At 27.4% G+C, this 20,817-nt stretch carries 23 protein-coding genes; 19 read left to right on the top strand and 4 right to left on the bottom strand.

Annotated features, from left to right (window positions below; all coding sequences use genetic code 11):
- The first annotated feature begins 25 nt into the window (after window positions 1–25).
- The 12 genes from ACNSOS_RS05470 (at window position 26) to ACNSOS_RS05415 (ending at window position 11,494) form a co-directional block, all read left to right on the top strand.
- Window positions 26–2,080, top strand: coding sequence for an ATP-dependent helicase (locus ACNSOS_RS05470; RefSeq protein WP_418186236.1), 2,055 nt, complete (start codon window positions 26–28; stop codon window positions 2,078–2,080).
- 9 nt (window positions 2,081–2,089) lie between these two features.
- Window positions 2,090–2,956, top strand: a complete 867-nt coding sequence (gene truB, locus ACNSOS_RS05465) for a tRNA pseudouridine(55) synthase TruB (protein WP_418186235.1) — start codon at window positions 2,090–2,092, stop codon at window positions 2,954–2,956.
- Window positions 2,949–3,713, top strand: coding sequence for a 4-(cytidine 5'-diphospho)-2-C-methyl-D-erythritol kinase (locus tag ACNSOS_RS05460; RefSeq protein ID WP_418186234.1), 765 nt, complete (start codon window positions 2,949–2,951; stop codon window positions 3,711–3,713). The genes truB and ACNSOS_RS05460 overlap by 8 nt, the downstream gene beginning before the upstream one ends.
- Window positions 3,703–4,179, top strand: a complete 477-nt coding sequence (gene smpB / locus ACNSOS_RS05455; RefSeq protein ID WP_113894460.1) for an SsrA-binding protein SmpB — start codon at window positions 3,703–3,705, stop codon at window positions 4,177–4,179. The genes ACNSOS_RS05460 and smpB overlap by 11 nt, the downstream gene beginning before the upstream one ends.
- A gap of 162 nt (window positions 4,180–4,341) precedes the next feature.
- Entirely contained in the window at window positions 4,342–5,808 is a 1,467-nt protein-coding gene (ccoN, locus tag ACNSOS_RS05450; RefSeq protein WP_113894461.1) for a cytochrome-c oxidase, cbb3-type subunit I, read from the top strand.
- A gap of 14 nt (window positions 5,809–5,822) precedes the next feature.
- A complete protein-coding gene (ccoO, locus tag ACNSOS_RS05445) occupies window positions 5,823–6,488 on the top strand; it encodes a cytochrome-c oxidase, cbb3-type subunit II (RefSeq protein ID WP_113909798.1) in 666 nt (221 codons plus the stop codon).
- A gap of 9 nt (window positions 6,489–6,497) precedes the next feature.
- The gene (locus tag ACNSOS_RS05440; RefSeq protein WP_113894463.1) at window positions 6,498–6,722 is read left to right on the top strand and encodes a CcoQ/FixQ family Cbb3-type cytochrome c oxidase assembly chaperone; all 225 of its coding nucleotides are present in this window, start codon (window positions 6,498–6,500) and stop codon (window positions 6,720–6,722) included.
- 1 nt (window position 6,723) lies between these two features.
- Window positions 6,724–7,617 (top strand): c-type cytochrome, encoded by an 894-nt coding sequence (locus ACNSOS_RS05435; protein WP_113894464.1) that lies wholly within the window; start codon window positions 6,724–6,726, stop codon window positions 7,615–7,617.
- The gene (locus ACNSOS_RS05430; protein ID WP_113894465.1) at window positions 7,617–7,865 is read left to right on the top strand and encodes a DUF4006 family protein; all 249 of its coding nucleotides are present in this window, start codon (window positions 7,617–7,619) and stop codon (window positions 7,863–7,865) included. The genes ACNSOS_RS05435 and ACNSOS_RS05430 overlap by 1 nt, the downstream gene beginning before the upstream one ends.
- Before the next feature lie 96 nt (window positions 7,866–7,961).
- Window positions 7,962–8,591 carry a hypothetical protein gene (locus ACNSOS_RS05425; RefSeq protein WP_418186233.1) on the top strand — a complete coding sequence of 210 codons (630 nt, stop codon included), beginning with the start codon at window positions 7,962–7,964 and terminating at the stop codon, window positions 8,589–8,591.
- Between the two features lies 1 nt (window position 8,592).
- Complete coding sequence (locus ACNSOS_RS05420) at window positions 8,593–9,150, top strand: hypothetical protein (protein WP_418186232.1); 558 nt, start codon at window positions 8,593–8,595, stop codon at window positions 9,148–9,150.
- Window positions 9,140–11,494 carry a PD-(D/E)XK nuclease family protein gene (locus ACNSOS_RS05415; RefSeq protein WP_418186231.1) on the top strand — a complete coding sequence of 785 codons (2,355 nt, stop codon included), beginning with the start codon at window positions 9,140–9,142 and terminating at the stop codon, window positions 11,492–11,494. Before ACNSOS_RS05420 ends, ACNSOS_RS05415 begins: the two co-directional genes overlap by 11 nt.
- 36 nt (window positions 11,495–11,530) lie before the next feature.
- On the opposite strand, the gene prfB is transcribed toward ACNSOS_RS05415, so the two are convergent.
- The 4 genes from prfB to plsY form a co-directional block, all read right to left on the bottom strand.
- Window positions 11,531–12,628: a peptide chain release factor 2 gene (prfB, locus tag ACNSOS_RS05410; RefSeq protein WP_418186230.1), complete on the bottom strand. Its 1,098-nt coding sequence runs from the start codon at window positions 12,626–12,628 to the stop codon at window positions 11,531–11,533.
- A gap of 76 nt (window positions 12,629–12,704) precedes the next feature.
- A complete protein-coding gene (locus ACNSOS_RS05405; RefSeq protein ID WP_418186229.1) occupies window positions 12,705–13,307 on the bottom strand; it encodes a c-type cytochrome in 603 nt (200 codons plus the stop codon).
- A gap of 56 nt (window positions 13,308–13,363) precedes the next feature.
- Window positions 13,364–13,675, bottom strand: coding sequence for a dihydroneopterin aldolase (locus ACNSOS_RS05400; RefSeq protein WP_418186228.1), 312 nt, complete (start codon window positions 13,673–13,675; stop codon window positions 13,364–13,366).
- Complete coding sequence (gene plsY, locus ACNSOS_RS05395) at window positions 13,672–14,295, bottom strand: glycerol-3-phosphate 1-O-acyltransferase PlsY (RefSeq protein ID WP_418186227.1); 624 nt, start codon at window positions 14,293–14,295, stop codon at window positions 13,672–13,674. The genes ACNSOS_RS05400 and plsY overlap by 4 nt, the downstream gene beginning before the upstream one ends.
- Before the next feature lie 91 nt (window positions 14,296–14,386).
- On the opposite strand from plsY, the gene nadA reads away from it, so the two are divergent.
- The 7 genes from nadA to thrB are packed head-to-tail and all read left to right on the top strand — an operon-like array spanning window position 14,387 to window position 20,811.
- Window positions 14,387–15,376: a quinolinate synthase NadA gene (nadA, locus tag ACNSOS_RS05390; protein WP_418186226.1), complete on the top strand. Its 990-nt coding sequence runs from the start codon at window positions 14,387–14,389 to the stop codon at window positions 15,374–15,376.
- Entirely contained in the window at window positions 15,373–16,194 is an 822-nt protein-coding gene (nadC, locus tag ACNSOS_RS05385) for a carboxylating nicotinate-nucleotide diphosphorylase (protein ID WP_113909792.1), read from the top strand. The genes nadA and nadC overlap by 4 nt, the downstream gene beginning before the upstream one ends.
- A gap of 5 nt (window positions 16,195–16,199) precedes the next feature.
- A complete protein-coding gene (locus ACNSOS_RS05380) occupies window positions 16,200–17,186 on the top strand; it encodes a DHH family phosphoesterase (RefSeq protein ID WP_113894541.1) in 987 nt (328 codons plus the stop codon).
- Window positions 17,179–18,561, top strand: coding sequence for a M23 family metallopeptidase (locus tag ACNSOS_RS05375; protein ID WP_418186225.1), 1,383 nt, complete (start codon window positions 17,179–17,181; stop codon window positions 18,559–18,561). Before ACNSOS_RS05380 ends, ACNSOS_RS05375 begins: the two co-directional genes overlap by 8 nt.
- Window positions 18,558–19,463, top strand: a complete 906-nt coding sequence (gene lpxC, locus ACNSOS_RS05370; protein ID WP_418186224.1) for a UDP-3-O-acyl-N-acetylglucosamine deacetylase — start codon at window positions 18,558–18,560, stop codon at window positions 19,461–19,463. The genes ACNSOS_RS05375 and lpxC overlap by 4 nt, the downstream gene beginning before the upstream one ends.
- Window positions 19,464–19,916 carry a hypothetical protein gene (locus ACNSOS_RS05365; protein ID WP_418186223.1) on the top strand — a complete coding sequence of 151 codons (453 nt, stop codon included), beginning with the start codon at window positions 19,464–19,466 and terminating at the stop codon, window positions 19,914–19,916.
- 13 nt (window positions 19,917–19,929) lie between these two features.
- Window positions 19,930–20,811, top strand: a complete 882-nt coding sequence (thrB, locus tag ACNSOS_RS05360) for a homoserine kinase (protein ID WP_418186222.1) — start codon at window positions 19,930–19,932, stop codon at window positions 20,809–20,811.
- Window positions 20,812–20,817: the final 6 nt, after the last annotated feature.

Raw genomic sequence — 20,817 nt, 5'->3', positions numbered from 1 at the left:
TAATCTTTAAATATTGGGAGAAAAGATGTCTGATAATTTATTACAATCATTAAACAAATCGCAAAAAATTGCAGCAGAACATATCGATGGTCCATTACTTATTTTAGCTGGAGCTGGAAGTGGTAAAACAAAAACTATCACGACTAGATTGGCATATTTAATATCTATTGGGATTGATCCAAAATCTATTTTAACTCTTACTTTTACAAATAAAGCTGCTACAGAGATGAGAGAAAGAGCTTTTTCTTTACTTGATAACTCTATGATAAATACTCCACCTCTTCTTTGTACTTTTCACAAGTTTGGATTACTTTTTTTAAAGTTTTATATTAGTGAATTGGATAGAAAAAATAACTTTATTATAATAGATAGTGATGATAAAAAAAGAGTTTTAAAAAGTATAAATAAAGATATCCCAACAGCTTTATTGACTTCTGAAATATCAAGATATAAGAATTCTATTTTATCTCCACTTGAGGTAAAATCTCAAGCACAAGGAAAGCTTTACACTGAAATTGCAGATATTTACGCTTTATATGAAGAGCATTTATCAAAAAATAATCTTGTAGATTTTGATGATTTATTGCTTTTACCATATAAAATTTTGAAAAACAATGAAAAAATAGCAAAAGATACTAGTTCAAAATACCAGTATATAATGGTAGATGAGTATCAAGATACGAATGAATTACAGTATAGACTTTTAAAACTACTTTGTACAAATCATAATAATCTTTGTGTTGTTGGTGATGATGACCAGTCTATTTATGGATGGCGAGGAGCAACTATAAAAAATATTTTGAATTTTTCTGATTATTTTCAAAATGCTGTGATTGTAAAACTAGAAGACAATTATCGCTCAACAGATACTATATTGCACCATGCAAATGCTTTAATAGAACATAATCGTGATAGGTTAGGAAAGAAACTTGTAGGAACAAGACAAAAAGGTAGTTCTATAAAAGTCTATGAGTCTAATGATGAAAATGATGAAACAAGAAAAATAGTTGAAGATATAAAATCTTTAATATTAAGTGGAGAAAGTGCAAAAGATATAGCAATTTTATTTAGGGTTAATGCTTTAAGTCGTTCATTAGAAGAGGGATTTAATAAATCTGGACTTAATTATAAGCTTGTTGGTGGAATGAAATTCTATGAAAGAGCAGAAATAAAAGATTTAATAGCATATTTTAGGATTTTAATAAATTTAAGTGATAATTTTTCTATAAAAAGAGTTATAAATAAGCCAAAAAGGGGAATTGGAACAACAACAATAGAAAAACTTGAAGAAAAATCAACTGAACAAAATAAATCAATATTTGATCTAATTCAGGAATTAAATGCTGAAGAGTTAAGTTCTATTGTTGGTAAAAAGAATGCAAGAACATTGAAGGTTTTTGAAGCATCTATTTTGGATTTAAGAGAAATTATGAATGCTTCTAAAATGCGATTATTAGATAGTTTTGAAGAAACATTTGATTATCGAGCATCTTATGATAATCTTCCAGATGGATTTGAAAGACAAGCGAATATAGATGAATTTTATGGATATATTAGAGATTTTTTTATACAAAATCCACATTTAGATTTAAAAGATTTTTTAAATGAAATAGTATTAGAAAGTCAAAATGATGAATATAGTGGTGAAGCTGTATCAATGATGAGTATTCACGCTAGTAAAGGTTTAGAATTTAAACATCTTTTTATCATAGGGCTTGAAGAAGGTTTTTTCCCAATAATTGGTGATGGAACTGATTTAGAAGAAGAGAGAAGATTGGGTTATGTTGCACTTACAAGAGCTATGGATAATCTTACACTCTCTTTTGTTCATTCAAGATTTTACAAAGGTAAAAGAGCACAATTAAACAAAAGTAGATTCTTGGTTGAAAGTGGTTTAGTAAAAGGTAGTTTAGTTATAGAAAAACAATCTGGATTTAAAAAAGGTGATATGGTAAATCATAAAATTTTTGGTTCAGGAAGAGTTGAAAAAGTTGTAAATGTAGGTAAAGATTGTAAACTTACAATAAATTTTGGTGGTCAAAAAAGAGATATATTATCTTCATTTGTGGTAAAAGTTTGAGGCTTGATATTGCAAAAGAGGTTTTATGAAAAGGGTGAAGTAAATAAACTTTTAGTTGTCAATAAACCTATTTTTATTAGTTCAAATTTTTATTTAAATAAGATAAAAAGAAAGTATAAAAATAAAAAAGCTGGATTTAGTGGTACACTTGATCCTTTTGCAAAAGGTTGTTTGATAGTAGCATTTGGACAGTATGCAAAACTTTTCAAATATATAGAAAAAGCTCCAAAAATATATAAAGCTGTTATTTGGTTGGGTGTTCAATCTGAATCTTTTGATATTGAAAGAGTTGAAAAAATAGGCTTTGAAAAAAAGCTTGATGATAAACTTCTAATTGAGCAAATTAATAGTTTAAAAGGAGAAATTGAATATATTCCTCCAAAATTTTCAGCAAAAAGAGTAAATGGTTCAAAAGCTTATGAATTAGCACGAGATGGTTTGGATTTTGAGCTTGGAAAATCAACAATGAGCATTTTTGATATAAAACTTTTACAATACAATCACCCTTTTATAACTTTTGAAGCAACAGTTAGCGAAGGAACATATATACGTTCATTAGCACAAATTTTACTTGAAAAGTTAGGAGTAAAAGGTACATTATCATATTTGGAAAGAATAAAAGAAGGAAAATTTTTTTATCAAAATGAAAAAGAGTTAAATCCACTTGATTTTATAAATTTACCACAAAATAGATATTTTGGTACACAAAAATGGCTTGAAGATGGGAAAAGAATAACAGTTGAATATTTGGAAAATAAAGAGGATGGTAAATATCTCATAATTTGTGAAGATTTTTTTTCTATAGTAGAAATAGAGAATAAAGAGGTAAAATATCTTTTAAACAAAATACCAAAAATAAAGGAAAGAATTGACTGAAAAATCTTATGCTAAAGTAAATATCTTTTTAAAAATTACTGGTTTGAGAGGAAATTATCATGAACTAGCTTCAAGATTTTTAAGGGTGCATAGTTTGTACGATACTATAAGTTTTGAAAAAGAAAAAGTTGATAATTTTACTTTGATTGGAGATTTTTCTTGTAACTTAGAAAAAAATACAGTTTATAAAGCATATTTAGAACTTAAAAAGTTTAGTTGTGTTGAAGAATTTTTTAAAAATTATATTGTAAAAATAGATAAAAAGATTCCAGAATTTGCAGGACTTGGTGGTGGAAGTTCAAACGCAGCAGTTTTTTTAAATATGGTAAATAATTATTGTAATTTAGCTTTGAGTAAAGATGAATTATCAAAAATAGGTGAAAAAATAGGAGCAGATATTCCTTTTTTTGTTTATGAATATGATAGTGCTAATGTTAGTGGAATAGGTGAAATTGTTGAGAAATTTGATGAAGATATTTTAGATATTGAAGTTTTTACCCCAAGTATTGAGTGTAATACAGGAGAAATTTTTAAAATATTTAGAGCAAAATTTTATAAAGAAATCAGTCAAGAAGATAGCAAAAAATTATTTTCTTTATCATCAAAAGAGATTTTAAGCAATTTTGATATAAAAAGTGCAAATGATTTATACGAACCAGCTCTTAGTTTATATTCAAATTTAGAAAAATTTGCACAAAAAGGTTGGTTTTTTAGCGGAAGTGGAAGTTCATTTTTTAGGATAAATAATGGCAAATAAAAAAGATACAAAAAGAAATTTAGTTTTTAGAAATAAAAAAGCATTTCATGATTTTACTATTTTAGATAGTTTAGAAGCAGGAATTATGCTTGAAGGTAGTGAAGTAAAAGCAATAAGAGAGGGAAGAGTGAATTTAAAAGACTCTTTTGTACGAATAATAAAAGGTGAAGTGTTTTTACTAAATGCACATATATCACATCTTAGTACAGCTCATACTACTTATCGACCAGATGAAAGAAGATCAAGAAAACTTCTTTTACATTCAAAACAAATAGATAAAATGTATTCAAAAGTTACTAAAGATGGTATGACTTTAATATGTACAAAACTATATTTTAATGATAAGAATATGATTAAAGTTGAAGTCGCTACAGCACAGGGTAAAAAGTTACATGATAAAAGAGAAGATTTAAAAATTAAGAGTATGAAAAGAGATACTCAAATAGCTTTAAAAAATTATAAGTAGGATAATTTTTATCCTAATTTTTTTGTAAAAAATATGCTCTAAAGTGCAAATAATCGTTAATTAATTGTTAATTTTTTTGTTTATTTTAAGTTTCTCTTAGATATTATTTTAGCTAATAAGTGACATTTTGTGACTTGTATATAAATTTGTAGGAGGAAATTGATGCAAAACGGTGCACAAATTGAGTATGATTACTCAGTTGCTAAGTGTTTTACATTTACAACAATATTGTTTGGTATCATTGGTATGACAATTGGTGTTGTACTTGCTTTTCAATTAGCTTTTCCAGAGCTAAATTATTTAGCAGGGGAATATGGTACATTTAGTAGACTAAGACCATTGCATACAAATGGAGTTGCATTTGGATTTACACTAAGTGGTATTTTTGCAACATGGTATTATATATCACAGAGGGTATTGAAAGTTTCATTAAAAGAGTCACCTTTTTTAATGGTAATTGCTAAATTACACTTTTGGTTATATTTTATAACTATTCTTGTTGCTGTTGTAACTTTATTTATGGGAATTACAACATCAAAAGAATATGCTGAGTTAGAATGGCCAATAGACATCTTAGTTGTTGTTTGGTGGGTTTTATGGGGTATTTCTATTTTTGGAATAATTGGAATTAGAAGAGAGAGAACTTTATATATCTCTATTTGGTACTTTATTTCAACATTTATTGCTGTTGCTATGTTATATTTATTTAACAATATGGCAGTTCCAACATATTTATTCACTGATTATGGTTCATGGATTCACTCTGTTTCTATGTATTCAGGTACTAATGATGCTCTAGTTCAATGGTGGTATGGACACAATGCTGTTGCGTTCTTATTTACTACACCAATTATTGCTATGATTTACTACTTCTTACCAAAAGAATCTGGTCAAAATGTTTATTCATATAAATTATCTATCCTAGCATTCTGGGGATTATTGTTTGTTTATTTATGGGCTGGTGGACACCACTTGATTTATTCAACTGTTCCAGATTGGATGCAAACTATGGGTTCTGTTATGTCTGTTGTTCTTATTTTACCATCATGGGGATCTGCAATTAATATGCTTTTAACTATGAAAGGTGAGTGGAATCAATTACAAACAAATACATTAATTAAATTTATGGTTTTAGCTTCAACATTCTATATGTTATCTACAATTGAAGGACCAATTCAGTCTATTAAATCTGTTAATGCAATTGCACACTTTACAGATTGGATTCCAGGGCACGTTCATGATGGTGTTTTAGGATGGGTTGTATTTATGATTATGGCAGCACTATTCCATATAGTTCCAAGAATGTTTAAAAGAGAGTTATATTCTAAATCTTTAATGGAAACTCAATTCTGGTTACAAATAGTTGGAATTGTTTTATACTTTACATCTATGTGGATCGCAGGTATTACTCAAGGTATGATGTGGAGAGCTTATGATGAGTATGGATCATTAGTTTATTCATTTATTGATACAGTTACAGTATTACATCCATACTATACAATTAGAGCAGTTGGTGGGTTATTATACCTAATAGGATTCTTTATATTTACTTATAACATTTACAAAACAATTAGATGTGGAAGAGTTCTTGATAAAGAACCAGTAAATGCAACTCCAGTAGCTGCTTAAGAAAAGGAGAAAAAATGTTTCATTGGTTTGAACAAAGACCGTTTTTCTTTGCGGTGCTAGTATTTATATTTGTTGCATTTGCAGGGATTATAGAAGTTATTCCAGATTTTGCAAAACAATCAAGACCAACTGTTGGTACAAAACCTTACAGTGTGTTAGAGTTAGCAGGAAGACATGTTTATATTAAAGATTCATGTAATGCTTGTCACTCACAATTAATTAGACCATTTAAATCAGAAACTGATAGATATGGTATGTATTCTTTATCTGGAGAGTATGCTTATGATAGACCATTCTTATGGGGATCAAAAAGAACTGGACCAGATTTATTAAGAGTTGGAAATTATAGAACTACAGATTGGCATGAAAACCATATGTGGGATCCAAAAGCAGTTGTACCTGGAAGTATTATGCCAGCATACAAACACCAATTTTCAAATAAAGCTGATATAGAAACAGCTTATGCAGAAGCATTAACTGTTAAAAAAGTATTTAACACTCCTTATGATCAAGAAGGTATGCCTAAACTTGGTACTTGGGAAGAAGCAAAAGCAGCAGCTTTAGAAGAAGCTAAACTTATTGTAGCTGATATGAAAAATGAGAGTGTTAAAAAAGCTGTTGAAAATGGTGAAGTTCCTGAAATAGTTGCATTAATTGCATATTTAAATTCTTTAAAATAGAGGTTTGTTATGGAATACGAAACACTTTTAACAGTACAAGGTTATGCTAAATTCTTTTTGGTTTTAGTTGTATTCATTCTATTTTATTCTTATGCTTTTTCTATTTATAGAAGAGATAAAAAAGGAGAAAGAGATTTTGAAAAATACTCAAAGCTTGTACATGATGATTCAAGTGTTTCGACTCCTCTTGAAGAGATAAAAAGAGAAAAAGATATAGGTAATAAGGAGAAATAAGATGAAATCTATGGTTATAGGTGGAATAATTCTTATCATCGCATTAATGGCAGGAACTTACTTTGTTGCGGGTGATGCTTTTATTAGTGATGATTATATTAATGCATTAACATTCTTAGGTGCAGCAGCAATTATTACGATTAGTACATTTGTTGTTCTAAAATATGTTAATCAGATGAAAAATGATACAGCAAGTGGTGAACTTGCTGATGAAAATTGGGATGGTATTGGTGAATATAAAAATCCTGTTCCAACAGGTTGGGCATTAGCATTCATAGGAACAATACTATGGATGTTCTGGTACTTTACAATTGGTTATCCAATTACTGGGTTCTCTCAAATTGGACAATGGAATGAAGAAACAAATGAGTATAATGCTAAATTTGAGCAAAAATGGGTAAATGCAAATGAATCAACTTTAAATGCAATGGGACAATCATTATTCTTAGTACAATGTGCACCTTGTCATGGTGTTGATGCAGAAGGAATTGCAGGAAAAGCTCAAGATTTAACAAAAAGAATGAGTAAAGATCAAATCATTTATACAATTAAAAATGGTTCAAATCATTTAACTCAATCTTATCCAGCTGGAATGCCTCCAATGATGCTAACAGAAGATGCTGATATTGAAGCAGTTGCTACTTATGTTGCAGGTGGGTTTAAAGGTGAGCAACCAGTAGCTTATGCAACTTGTTCAGCTTGTCATGGTGATAATGGTGAAGGTATGCCTTTTGTTGGTCCAAATATCAAATATTATGATGATGCAATTGTTTTTGCAGTATTAAAAGAAGGTAAAAAAGGTCTTTTAGGGCAAATGCCAAGCTTTAATGAGAGATTGAATGAAACTCAAGAAAAAGCTTTAGCTTCATATATTAGAAGTTTAGGAGATAAATAATGTCAAATAATACACAAATGAATGAGAACGAAAGAGGTATTTTTAAATTAAATGGTATTAGTGGAATGTTAGTTGCTGTTGTACTACTTTTAACTATTCTTGCTGTTTTAGTTACAAATGCTGTTTTAGTTCAACAAAGAGAAGCTACAAACGCATATAGCATTAATCAAGATTTACAAGGATTAAAAGCTAATAGCCCTGAAAACCATAAACAGTACCAATTAGTTGGTTCTGAAAATAAGGAGTAGAGTATGGATAAAATTATTGGTATTTTACTTTTAGTTGCCGCTATTATGACTGCATACTATGCATATTTCGACGCAGCAAAAGTATATGTTGGTTAAATGAAAAATGTTAAATTTATAAAAGTAGGAGTGATTTTTTCACTTCTACTTTTTTTATATACAAATAGCTTTGCACAAAATTATATTTTAAATGATGATAGTTTAATTGATGATAGAGCAAAGGTGAAAATCACTCAAATAGGTGAAGAAGTTAAATCTAAATTAGGTGTTAATATATATATCTATGCAAAATCTAATTTAGGTTTAGATGCTAATATTACAACAAAAGATAAAATAGAAATAGTTAAATTGCATGAAAATGAAATTTTAAAAACTTTACAAAATCCTTATGTTTTAATTACAATTTATGTTGAAGAAAATATGGTAAATTTGAATTTCAGTGATAATTTAAAAGATTCTATAGATAAAAATGATATTTTAAATGGATATGTAGTACCATTGCTTGCATCAAAAGATAAAAATACACTTTATGCAAAAGTTAGTGCTGCAACTTTAAACGGATATGCAGCTATTGCTGATAAATTAGCTGAAAAACAAGATATAAAACTCGAAAGTAGCATTGGAAGTGCTGGAAAAATATCTAGTACAATTTGGAGAGTTTTTATGTATTTTTTAATTATCAGCGGACTTTTAGCATATACTTATGCAGTATTAAGAAAGAGAAAGTAATATGAAAAGAAATTATTGGCCACTATTTTTTATAGGTATATTTAGTTTTGTTTTTTCAATGATAATATGGACAGTATCTAAAGCGATTAAAGCTCCAGTTATTGAAGATAGAAGTTTTTTGTTAAAATACCAAGATGTTGATGAAAATTATAATAAGTTGATGGAAGCAAATGAAGAATTTCTATCAAAATATAATTTATCTTTTATATTAAATGATAAAGATTTTGGTCTTACAACGGAAGATATAAAATATGGACAAAGAGTTATTGAAAAATACTCTAATCATAAAGATACATTAAAGATTGGTAATAATACTTTAAAAGTTGTCGCTACATCAAAAGATAGTAATGAAAAAGAAAATATCGATATTGATTTAGTTATTACAAAAACAATGACAAATGACAATGACGTAATATTAAAACAAGATAAATTTGAAAATGTAAATAATGATTTTATATCAGAATTTGAAATAAGCCAAGAAACAAACTGGAATATTACAGGAAGTTTCAAAGTTAATGATAGCATAGGCTATATTTTCATAAAGACTAATGCTAGATAAAAAGACTCTTTTTGTATTTCCTACAAGTAGAGCAGTAAAAGAGTATATTTTTGATTTTAAATCAAAAAATACTCTTCTTCCAACAACACTAACAATCGATGAATTTTTAAAAAAATCTATATCATTGAATTCTTATAGATATGCTCAAGATGAACAAAGAGTTATATTTTTACATGAAGCTATAAAAAGTATTGATATAAAAAAACTTGGTATTTCAAATAGTTTTGTTAAGTTTTTAAAGCAGGGCGAGTATATATATAGATTTTTTTTAGAGTTAAGTAGTGAGAAAATAGAAATTTCTAATTTGCAAAGAGCTGATACTTATGAATTTTATAGTGAGCATTTAGATATTTTAAATCAAATATATAAAAATTATTTAGATATTTTAGAAAAGAATTTATATATTGATAAAGTAAATTTAGATAAGTTTTATACTATAAATGAGAGTTTTATAAAAAGATTTGATGAGATAACAATAGTTTATGAAGGATATTTTACAAAACAAGAGTATGAAATAATTAAAAAGATTTCACAAAAAACAAAAGTTTTTATAAAGTTTTATTCAAATATATACAATAAAAAATCGATAGAACTATTTAAAGACTTCAATTATGATTTTAAAGTAGATTTTGAATATCTTATAAATTTAAGTTCTATTGAAATTATAGAAGAAATATTTTCAAATAAAAGATTAGAAAATTTTCAAATAAAAGGTTTTTCTACAAGATTTAATCAAGTTGCATATATAAAATCTACCATCGTAAATTTGATAAATAAAGGTATAAATCCACAAAATATAGCTGTAATATTACCAAATGAGAATTTTGCTCAAATTTTAGAGTTAAATGACAATGAAGAGTATTTTAACTTTGCAATGGGAAGAGATATAAAAAATAAAAAACTTTATCAACGTGCAAATAGTATATTTTTATATATAAATTCACCTGAAATTGAAACTAAGGAAGCTTTAAAATATTTTGATATAGATAAAAAATATGTAGATGAAAATATAAAATCAATTTGGAATATTCATATATCAAAAGAAACTTTTGAAAATATTTGTGAATTTATAAAAAGAGATGAAGAAAACATTGAATTAGTAGAAAAATTTGATGAGTTAATATATAGATTAAATATTATATTTTTTACAAATCACAATAATTTACGTCTAAAAGATGCTTTTAAAATTTTTTTACAAAAATTAGATGAGATAAAACTAGATGATGCCCATTCTGGTAAAATAACAGTTATGGGACTACTTGAAACAAGAGCTATACAATTTGATGCAGTTATAATTTGTGATTTTAATGACTCATATATTCCAAAAATATCTATAAAAGATAAGTTCTTATCCACAAAAGTAAAATATTTAGCAAGTTTACCTACAAAAAATGATAGGGAAAACTTACAAAGATACTACTACAAAAGATTGACAGATAATACTAAAAATCTTTATATTTCATATGTTAGTTCAAACGAAGATGAAATTTCAAAATTTGCTTATGAACTTTTTACAAATATTAAAATCTCAACAAATGATGAAGCTTATAAAGATATATTATATAAAAGTAAGAAATTAGAATATATTGAAGAAAATATATCTAAGACTATAGATTTAACAAAACAAATATGGTCTGCAAGTAGCTTGAAAACTTTTTTAGAGTGTAAAAGAAGGTGGTATTTTAAATATATATTAAAACTAAATGAACATACTATTTCAAGACTTCCTAAAGCTTTTGAACTAGGTGATATTGTGCATAAAGTTTTGGAAGAATTTTACAAAGATTCACAAAGAGATATAAACAAAGTTGATGAACTATTTTTAAAATACAAAAGTGATAATCCTTTTTTAATACTTGATTTGGAAGTTTACAAACAAAAGTTAAAAGAGTTTTTAAAGCTCGATAAAGATAGATTAAAAACTAGAAATATTGTAGAAATTGAGAAAAAATTTAGCACAACTTTTAATGATTTTAGAATAACAGGAGTTATAGATAGAGTTGATAAATTTGAAGATGGTTTTGAACTAATAGATTATAAAACTTCAAGAAGTTTGAAAGTAGATACTATAAACACTTATCCTAAATCTTATGATTTTCAGTTGGAGTTTTATTTTCTAGCTATTAAAGATTTGTATAAAAGTTCAAATATCAAGGCTTTTTATTTTGATTTATTTGAAAACTCTTTAAAAGAAGAAGTTTTATTGGAACAAAAACTAGAACTTTTAAAAACAATTTTTGATGATTTAAAAAAACAAAGTAAAGAAACAATAGATTTTTGTAAAACTGATGATAAAAGTATTTGTGAATATTGTACTTATAGAACGATTTGTAATAGAGATTAAATAAAAGTATGTAACTTCTTACATACTTTGTATTTATTAATTTGAACTTGTAGCTATTAAAACATCTTCCATCATTTTTGTAATATCGCCATCGAGTATAGCTTCTACATTTGAATATCCAATATTGCTTCTACTATCTTTTACTTGTTGGTATGGTTGCAAAACATAAGAACGGATTTGATGTCCCCAACCAATCTCACTTTTATCACCACTATCTTTAGATGCTCTTTGTTTTTCTAGTTCTAATTCATAAAGTCTTGATTTTAGCATTTTTAAAGCACTTGCTTTATTTTTATGTTGGCTTCTATCATTTTGACATTGAACTACAATATTTGTAGCAATATGAGTAATCCTTATAGCACTTTCAGTTTTATTTACGTGTTGTCCACCAGCACCACTTGCTCTATAAGTATCTATTCTTATATCTTTATCTTCAATTACAATATCAATATTATCATCAATTTCAGGGCTTACCATAACAGATGTAAAAGATGTATGTCTTTTTGCGTTTGAATCAAAAGGAGATATACGAACAAGTCTATGAATACCGTTTTCAGTTTTCATATATCCATAAGCATTTTCTCCACGAATTATGAAAGAAACATCTTTTATTCCAGCTTCATCTCCTGCTTGATAATCAAGAAGTTCCACTTTAAAATCATTTCTTTCAGCCCATCTTAAATACATTCTATATAAAATCGAAGCCCAATCTTGGCTTTCTGTTCCACCAGCTCCTGGGTGAATTGTTACTATTGCATTTAAAGCATCATCAGCATTTGAAAGCATTACAGAAATTTCTGTTGATTTTATCAAATCTTCTAAATATGGTGCTTCTTCATATAATAAAGCTAAAGTGTCTTCATCTTTTTCACTATTGGCCATCTCATATAGTTCATTTGTACCATTTAAAGAATCATATGCTTTATTAAATTTATTTAATTTTCCTAAAATTCTATTTTTTTCAATGCCAACTTTTGTGGCATTTTCAACATCATTCCAAAAATCTTGACCAGCTTCAAGCTCAATGATTTCTTGTAATCTTTTATTTAAATCATCAGGTTTTAGAATACCTTTTATATTGTTCAATTTTGTATTTAGTAGTTTTAGAAGTTCTGAATATTCATAGGCATCCATTTAGATTTTATCCTTTAAGTTATATATATTTTTAGTTTTTGAAGAGAAAATTAAAAAAGGCAAAGACCTTTTTTAATTATTGAATACTATCTAAATAAGCTTTTATACCTTTTATACTTTTGTCATTTAAGAAGTTTATATGAACAGGTGCATATACTGAACTAGCTTTTTCTCCAACTCCTAGTTTATACTCTCTTAAAGCCTCTTGCATATCAGCAATTGTTAAATCTTTAAGTCTTGAGTTTCCTTTTCTTGATTCACCTTTTTCTCCATGACAATTTTGACATTGAGCTACATATAAATCTTGTGCTTCAACTCTTAATTCTTCTGATTCTTTTACAACTCTTGCTGTCTCTTCTGCTTCTTTTTTTGCTTCTAGTTTAGCCATAATATTTGCTTCCATTTGCTCTTGGCTAATTCCTGATGGAGTTATAGATTTTGCATTATCTGGAGTTTTTAATATATAAATATAGCTATTACCATTGATTTTTATATCATCAACTAGCCAACCTTTCTTTTTCATATCATTAATAGAGTATTTTCCTGCACATGCTCCACCATTTAGTGGTGTACTTTCGATAGTTGCAATAGATGGATGATTTTCTTTAAAACACATAGTTGTGTCAGCTAAAAGAGAGCTTCCTAAGAGTATAAATGTAGAAATAATCGATTTTTTCAAGATAAAATCCTTTTTTTAAAAATGCAAGATTTTACCATAATTTGACTAAATCTTTTTCAAGATGATAGGCTTACGACACAATCTTTTAAAATATCAGGTTTAGATATTTTTAATTTTAGGTTTTTTATATTATAAGTATCATATAAAAGTTTTTCAATAGTTTTTATAGCATCTTCCAAAAGTTCAAATTTTTCTTTTTTCATAGTTTTTTTTACTAAAATAGAAACTTCACTATAATCTATAAAAGAGTTATCAACAAAATCATATTCAAAAGATATATTTAATATAACTTTTTGTTTTTTTACTCTTTCAAAATTTAAAATACCAATAATACATTTAAAAGTAAGATTTTCAATCTCTATTTTCATATAACTTTTTTCTCTTCACCTTTTATAATTCTAATAATATTTGGAATATGCTTGTATAGAATAATAAATGCAATTAAATACATAGGTACATTTGAACCTACATTTAAGTCATCATATATAAATGTAGCACTTACAACAGCAGCAATAAGTCCTAAAAGAGAAGACAAAGAAGATATTTTTAAAACTTTTGCACAAACTATCCAAACAATAGCACCAATTAAAGTAGAATAAGGAATAAGAACTATATAAACTCCAAGTCCAGTAGCAACACCTTTACCACCTTCAAGCCCTAAATAAATAGAGTAACAATGTCCTAAAACACTTAAAACTGCCATTGCCCATAAAGTTTCATAGCTAAGGTTTAAGTATAAACCAATGATTAAAAGAATAGTTCCTTTTAAAGCATCAAGTATAACTGTTGCGATACCTAATTTTTTTGCTAGTTTAGGGTCTTTTTCTTTTACAACTCTTAGAACATTTGTAGCTCCTATACTTTTACTTCCTTGTGATTTTATATCAACTCCTGCAAAAGTTTTTGCTAAAATTAATCCAAAAGGAATAGAGCCTACAAGATAAGCTAAAAGATAAAATATTATGTTTTGATTTGTAAAAAATTCCATTTATAACCTTTGATTTTTGACTAAAATAAATGAGATTATAACTAAAATTTTGCTATATTCCCACTTAATAAAAATATTAAAAGGTTTTATTTTGAATTTAAAAGAAGAGATTTTAAAACTAAAAAATGAGCTTGATGTTACACTTGTAGCACACTTTTATCAAAGAGATGAAGTGTTTGAATTGGCTGATATTACTGGTGATTCTTTAGAATTAGCAAAAAAAGTTATGAATACAAATACAAAATTTGTAGTATTTTGTGGTGTTGGATTTATGGGTGAAAGTGTAAAGATAATGAGTCCCCAAAAAAGAGTTTTAATGCCACGTATTGCCTGTTGTGCAATGGCTAGAATGATTGATGAAGGCTATTTTGAACAAAATCTAAAAATTATAAATGAAGCTGGAATTAAAAATGAAGATATTTTACCTATTACATACATAAATTCAAGTGCAAGGGTAAAAGCAAGAGTTGGAATGATGGGTGGAATGGTTTGTACTTCTTCAAATGCCTACAAAATAATAGAAAAAGGTTTAAAAAGTGGTAAAAAAATATTTTTTGTTCCTGACCGTTGCTTAGGACAAAATTTTGCAAAATCACTAAATTTAAAATCAGCAGTTGTTGGTGATGGAACAAATTTAAATGAAGCAGATATTATTTGTTACAATGGATTTTGTAGTGTTCATCAACAGTTTAATGTTGATGATATAGATTTCTATAGAGAAAAATATCCAGATATTTTAGTTGCTGTTCATCCAGAGTGTGACCCAAAAGTTTGTGATAAAGCAGATTTTGTTGGTTCAACTTCACAATTAATAACATATATAAAGAATCTACCAGTTGAGCAAAAAGTTGTTGTTGGAACAGAGTTTAATATGGTAAATAGACTTAGAGAAAAAAATACATATATTTTAAGCTCTACGAAACCAGAGTGCCCAACAATGAATGAAACAACTTTAGAACACGTTTACAATACATTAAAATCTATTAAAGATGATAAAATTTCTAAAGAGTGTGAAATTTTTGTAGATGAAGATACAGCTAAATGGGCAAAAATAGCACTAGAAAGGATGTTTGAAGTATGATAAATATACGAAAATTTGTAAAAAATGCAATTAATGAAGATAATGGAAGAGGGGATTTGTTTTTTGACATTGCTCCAAAAGGTGATTTTACAGCAAAGATAATCTCAAAGAGTGATGGAATTTTAGCTGGAGTTAAATATGTTGAAATTTTAGCTAGAACAGAAAAAATAGATATTGAATTTTTAAAACAAGATGGTGATAAAATAGTAGTTGGAGATGTTTTAGCTACATTGGAAGGTAAGGCTTCCAAACTACTTTCTAGCGAGAGAACTATGTTAAATATGCTACAACATGCTTCAGGTATTGCAACAATGGCAAATAAATATGTAACAATGCTTGATGGAATAGATGTTGTACTTTTAGATACTAGGAAAACAAGACCACAATTGAGAGATTTTGAAAAATATGCGAGTAGAATTGGTGGAGCTATAAACCATAGACTTGGTCTTGATGATTGTTTAATGCTAAAAGATACTCATCTTCGAACTATTGATAATCTTGCAGAATTTGTAAAAAAGGCTAGAAAAAGAATATCTTGGGTTACAAAAATAGAGATTGAATGTGAGACTTTTGAGCAGGTAAAAGATGCAATGAGTGCTGGTGGAGATATTATAATGTGTGATAATATGAATCCAGAACAAATAAAAGAAGTTGTTGATTTTAGAAATAAAAATTATCCACATATTATGCTTGAAGCTAGTGGAAATATAAATATAAAAACTATTAGAGAATATGCACAAACAGGTGTGGATGCTATTAGTAGTGGAAGCATTATTCATCAAGCAACTTGGCTTGATTTCTCTATGAGAGTTGATTGATATTTATGAAAAAAGATTTTATCTTAAATAATAAAGTTGATACAAATGAGTTATCAAAAGCTTTGAAGCTTATAGAAAAAAGTAGATATATTTTGATAATTACTCATGTAAATCCTGATCCAGATTCTATTGGATCAGCTTTGGCTCTATCAAATTTATTTTCAGAAAATAAGATAAAACATAAAGTTTTTAATGTTAGTAGTGATTTACCACAAAATCTTAAATTTATACCTAGATTTGAAAAAATGACACATATACTACCACCATTTTATGATTTAGCAATTAGTGTAGATTGTGGAACTTATAAAAGAATAGGATTTGAATTACCAAAAGATATTCCACTTATAAATTTTGATCATCACGCTTCAAATGAAAATTTTGGAGTAGTTAATATTGTAGATCCATATAAAAGTTCAACAGCAGAACTTGTTTTTGAATTTTTTAAATATAATGGATTGAATATCTCAAAAGCTAGTGCGATAGCACTTTATGTAGGAATCTATGATGATACTTTGGCATTTTCTTTAAATAGATGTGATGAGCAAACATTTACTAAAATTAATTTTTTAGTTGAGTGTGGAGCAAGTCCTTCTTATATTGCAAATAAGCTTTTAAGAAGTGATAGTTTGGCAAAATACAGAATTATTCCAAAAGTTTTAGATAGTTTGGAACTTTACAAAGAAGGAGAAGTTGCTATTATCTATGCATTACCAGAATGGTTCAAACAAACAGGTGCTCATAGCCGTGATTGTGAAGATGCTTTAGATATGATTATGAGTATGGCAGTTGTAAAACTAGCATATTTTGTAAGAGCGATTGAAGGTTTTTGTAGAGTCTCTTTACGTTCAAAAGGTAGCATTGATGTGTCAAAAATTGCTATGGCTTTTGATGGTGGAGGTCATTTTAATGCTTCAGGTTGTACAATAGAAGTAAAAGATGTAATTGAAGCAAAAAATTTAATATTAAAGGAAGTTTTAAAAGTCTATGGATAAAAAAAGTGGATTATTATACATAAGTATAGCTATTATGGTTGTTGCCGTTGTTGTTTTAAGTGTTATTTTAACTATGGATAGAGAAAATCCAAATATTTATATTCAAAAAGAGATAAATCAAAAGGATATTTTCTGGAATTTACAAGCACCTATTAAAGTTGAAATTTCTGATAAAAATAAGATAAAATCTTTTGAAGCTATTGTAATTGATGGACAAAAAGAGTTAATTATCGATAGTGAACTTGTATCTGAAGATAAAAATAGTGGAATTTTAACTTATGAGCTAAAACCTTTTAAATTTAATGAAATTAAATCTTCAAATGTAGTTTTAAGAGTAAAAGCAAGAGATAATAGCAGTTGGAACTTTTTTAGTGGGAATGAGGCTATTCTTGATACAAATCTCATAATAGATAGAAGAAGTCCTATTACAAGCGTTTTATCAAACTCTTATATGTTAAAACAAGGTGGAAGTGGGATTTTAATAACAGAGATAAAAGATGACAATTTAAAAGATTATTATGTAACTTTTAATGATGAGGTTATTTTTGAACTATTTCCATTTTATAAAAGTGGTTATTATATCTCTATAATCACATGGCCTATTGATATAAAAGAGTGGAAAGGGGTAAATGTAGTTGCTGTTGATATGGCCGGAAATAAATCTATTACGAAAGTACCATATTACATTCAAAGTTTTAAAGAGAAAGTTGATAACTTGAATATTAGTGATGAGTTTATCTATAGTGTTAGTAAAAATGTTTTAGAGTTAAGTAATATGGATATCCCTACAAATCCCGTTGATATTTTTGTAAAAGCAAATAAAGATTTAAGAGAACAAAATCTTAAAACAGTTAAAAATGTAGTTGTTAAAAATTTCCAAGATAGCCAAAATATGCCTTTTGAAGTAAAAACTTTTGTAAGAATGTCAAATGCAAAAACTTTTGCAATGTTTGGAGAAAGAAGACACTATTTTTACAATGGTGAAAAAATAGATGAAGCATGGCATTTAGGTATGGACTGGGCTAGTGTAAGAAGAGCTGATATTGTAGTTTCAAATCCTGGAAAAGTTATTTTTAAAGACTATTTGGGAATTTATGGTGATAGTGTTATTGTCGATCATGGTTTGGGATTGGCTTCACTTTATGCACACACAAGTAGCCAAGATGTTGAAGTAGGAAATTTTGTAAAAGCTGGACAAAAAATAGCAAATACAGGAGCAACTGGAGCTGTATTTGGAGACCATTTACATTTTGGTATTTTGGTTCAGGGTATAGAAGCAAATCCAAATGAGTGGTTAGATAGCAATTGGATGAAATTAAATCTTACAAATACTATAAATGATGCAATTAAAATTATAGATGGAAATCAAAAATGAAACAAAGAACATTAAAAAAGAGTGTTGAAATAGTAGGAATAGGTCTTCACAAAGGTGTCCCTGTTAAAATGAGATTGGAACCTCTTCCTGAAAATAGTGGTATAGTAATATATAGAAGTGATGTAGGAGTTACAATTCCACTTAAAAAAGAGTATGTAGTAGATACTAAAATGGCAACTGTTTTAGGAAAAGATGGAGTTGTTGTATCTACAATAGAGCATCTTTTAAGTGCTGTGTATGCTTATGGAATAGATAATTTAAGAATAGTACTCGATAATGATGAAATACCTGTTTTAGACGGAAGTGCATCTGGATATTGTATGCTTATAGAAGAGGCTGGAATTGCTGAACTTGACGCGAGTAAAAAAGCAATAAAAATTAAAAAAGAAGTTGTTGTTGAAACAGAAGATGGTAAAAAAGTTTCTTTAAAACCATCAGATAGAATAGTTTATGATTTTGAAATAAAGTTTAGCCATCCAGCTATCGGGACTCAAAAATTCCACTTTGACTACTCAATAGAAGAGTATAAAGAAAATATAAGCAAAGCTAGAACATTTGGATTTTTACATGAAGTTCAATACTTGCGAAGTATGGGGTTAGCTTTAGGTGGAAGTATGGAAAATGCGATTGTTTTAGATGAAACAAAGATTTTAAATCCAGAAGGTTTAAGATATGAAGATGAATTTGTAAGACATAAAATCTTAGATGCTATTGGAGATATGGCACTTTTAGAATATACACTTATTGGTGAATACGATGCTATTGCAGGAAGTCATCATTTAAATCATCTTTTGACAAAAAAACTTTATGAAGATAAAGATAATTATGAAATTATAGATTTAGAAGAGGCAAATAGTGAAGCTGTAATTTTTGAAATGGCTTATGCAAAAGAGAGTGTTTAATTGATTGAAGTTTTAGTTATAACTATTTCTAATCCTTTATTAATAGGTATTTATAAGGATAAACAACTTTTAAAAGAGTATAAATTAAATGGATTAACATCTGATGAATTACCAATAATATTTGAAAATCTATTAAAAGAGTTTGATATAAACAAAATTATTTATGTAAATACACCTGGTTCTTTTATGTCTATAAAAATTGCATATATATTTTTAAAAACACTAACTATGGTAAAAAATATAGAATTTGAAGCAATAGATGGATTTTTATTTAATCAAAATTCTCCAATAAAAGCCTTGGGTAAAAAATATTTTATAAATGAACAAAGTAATATTAAAGTAGATTTTTTGCCAAATGAGTGTAAAATCTCGGATTTTGAATTACCAAAGAGTATAGAAGATTATAAATTTAATATTGATACATTACCAATTTATAATCTTCCAGCAGTATAAAAAAGGAGAATATTTGAGAGTAAGCGTTCCAGCTACAAGTGCAAATTTAGGACCAGGATTCGATTGTTTAGGTTTAGCAGTAAGTTTAAAAAATCAAGTAATTATAAAACCAGCAAAATTTCACAGTGTATCACTAAAAGGTGAAGGTTCAAACAACCCAGCACTAAAAGATAACAATATGTTTATCTCTATTTTTAATGATTTTTATTATAACTTGACACAGAAAAAAAGACATTTTAGATTTGAATTTTTTAATGAAATTCCACTTTCAAGGGGACTTGGAAGTTCATCAGCTGTTATTGTATCAGCAATAGCTAGTGCTTATGCTATTGAAGGAATTAAAGTAGATAAAAATAAATTGTTAAATTTATCTTTAGCTTATGAAAGTCATCCAGATAATATAACACCAGCTGTTATGGGTGGTTTTAATGTCGCTTGTGTTCAAGAAAATGAAGTTAAATATATAAATAAATCTATTCCAAAAAGTTTAAAAGCTGTAATAGTTGTACCAAATAGACCTATTTCAACACAATTATCAAGAAAAACATTACCATTTAAATACTCAAAAGAAGATGCTGTATTTAACATATCTCACTCTTCACTTTTAACTGCAGCATTTATGAGCGAGAATTGGGATATGTTAAAACATGCTTCACAAGATGTAATTCATCAAAAATATAGAATGAAACATATGCCAGAGCTTTTTGAAGTTCAAAAAACATCTTTAAAAAGTGGTTCACTGATGAGTACATTATCAGGGTCTGGTTCAACACTATTTTCCATTGCTTATAGCGAAGATGCACATAAAATTGAACAAGCTTTAAAAGAAAAATTTCCACATTTTAGAGTTTTTACAGTAGATTTTGATAATTATGGTGTAAAAATTGAAATTTAGCAATTT

Origin of the sequence: Aliarcobacter vitoriensis (assembly GCF_048320235.1) — a bacterium.
GTDB lineage: Bacteria > Campylobacterota > Campylobacteria > Campylobacterales > Arcobacteraceae > Aliarcobacter > Aliarcobacter vitoriensis.
Note: the sequence above shows the minus strand (reverse complement) of the source record. Positions and strands in the feature narration are given on the sequence as shown.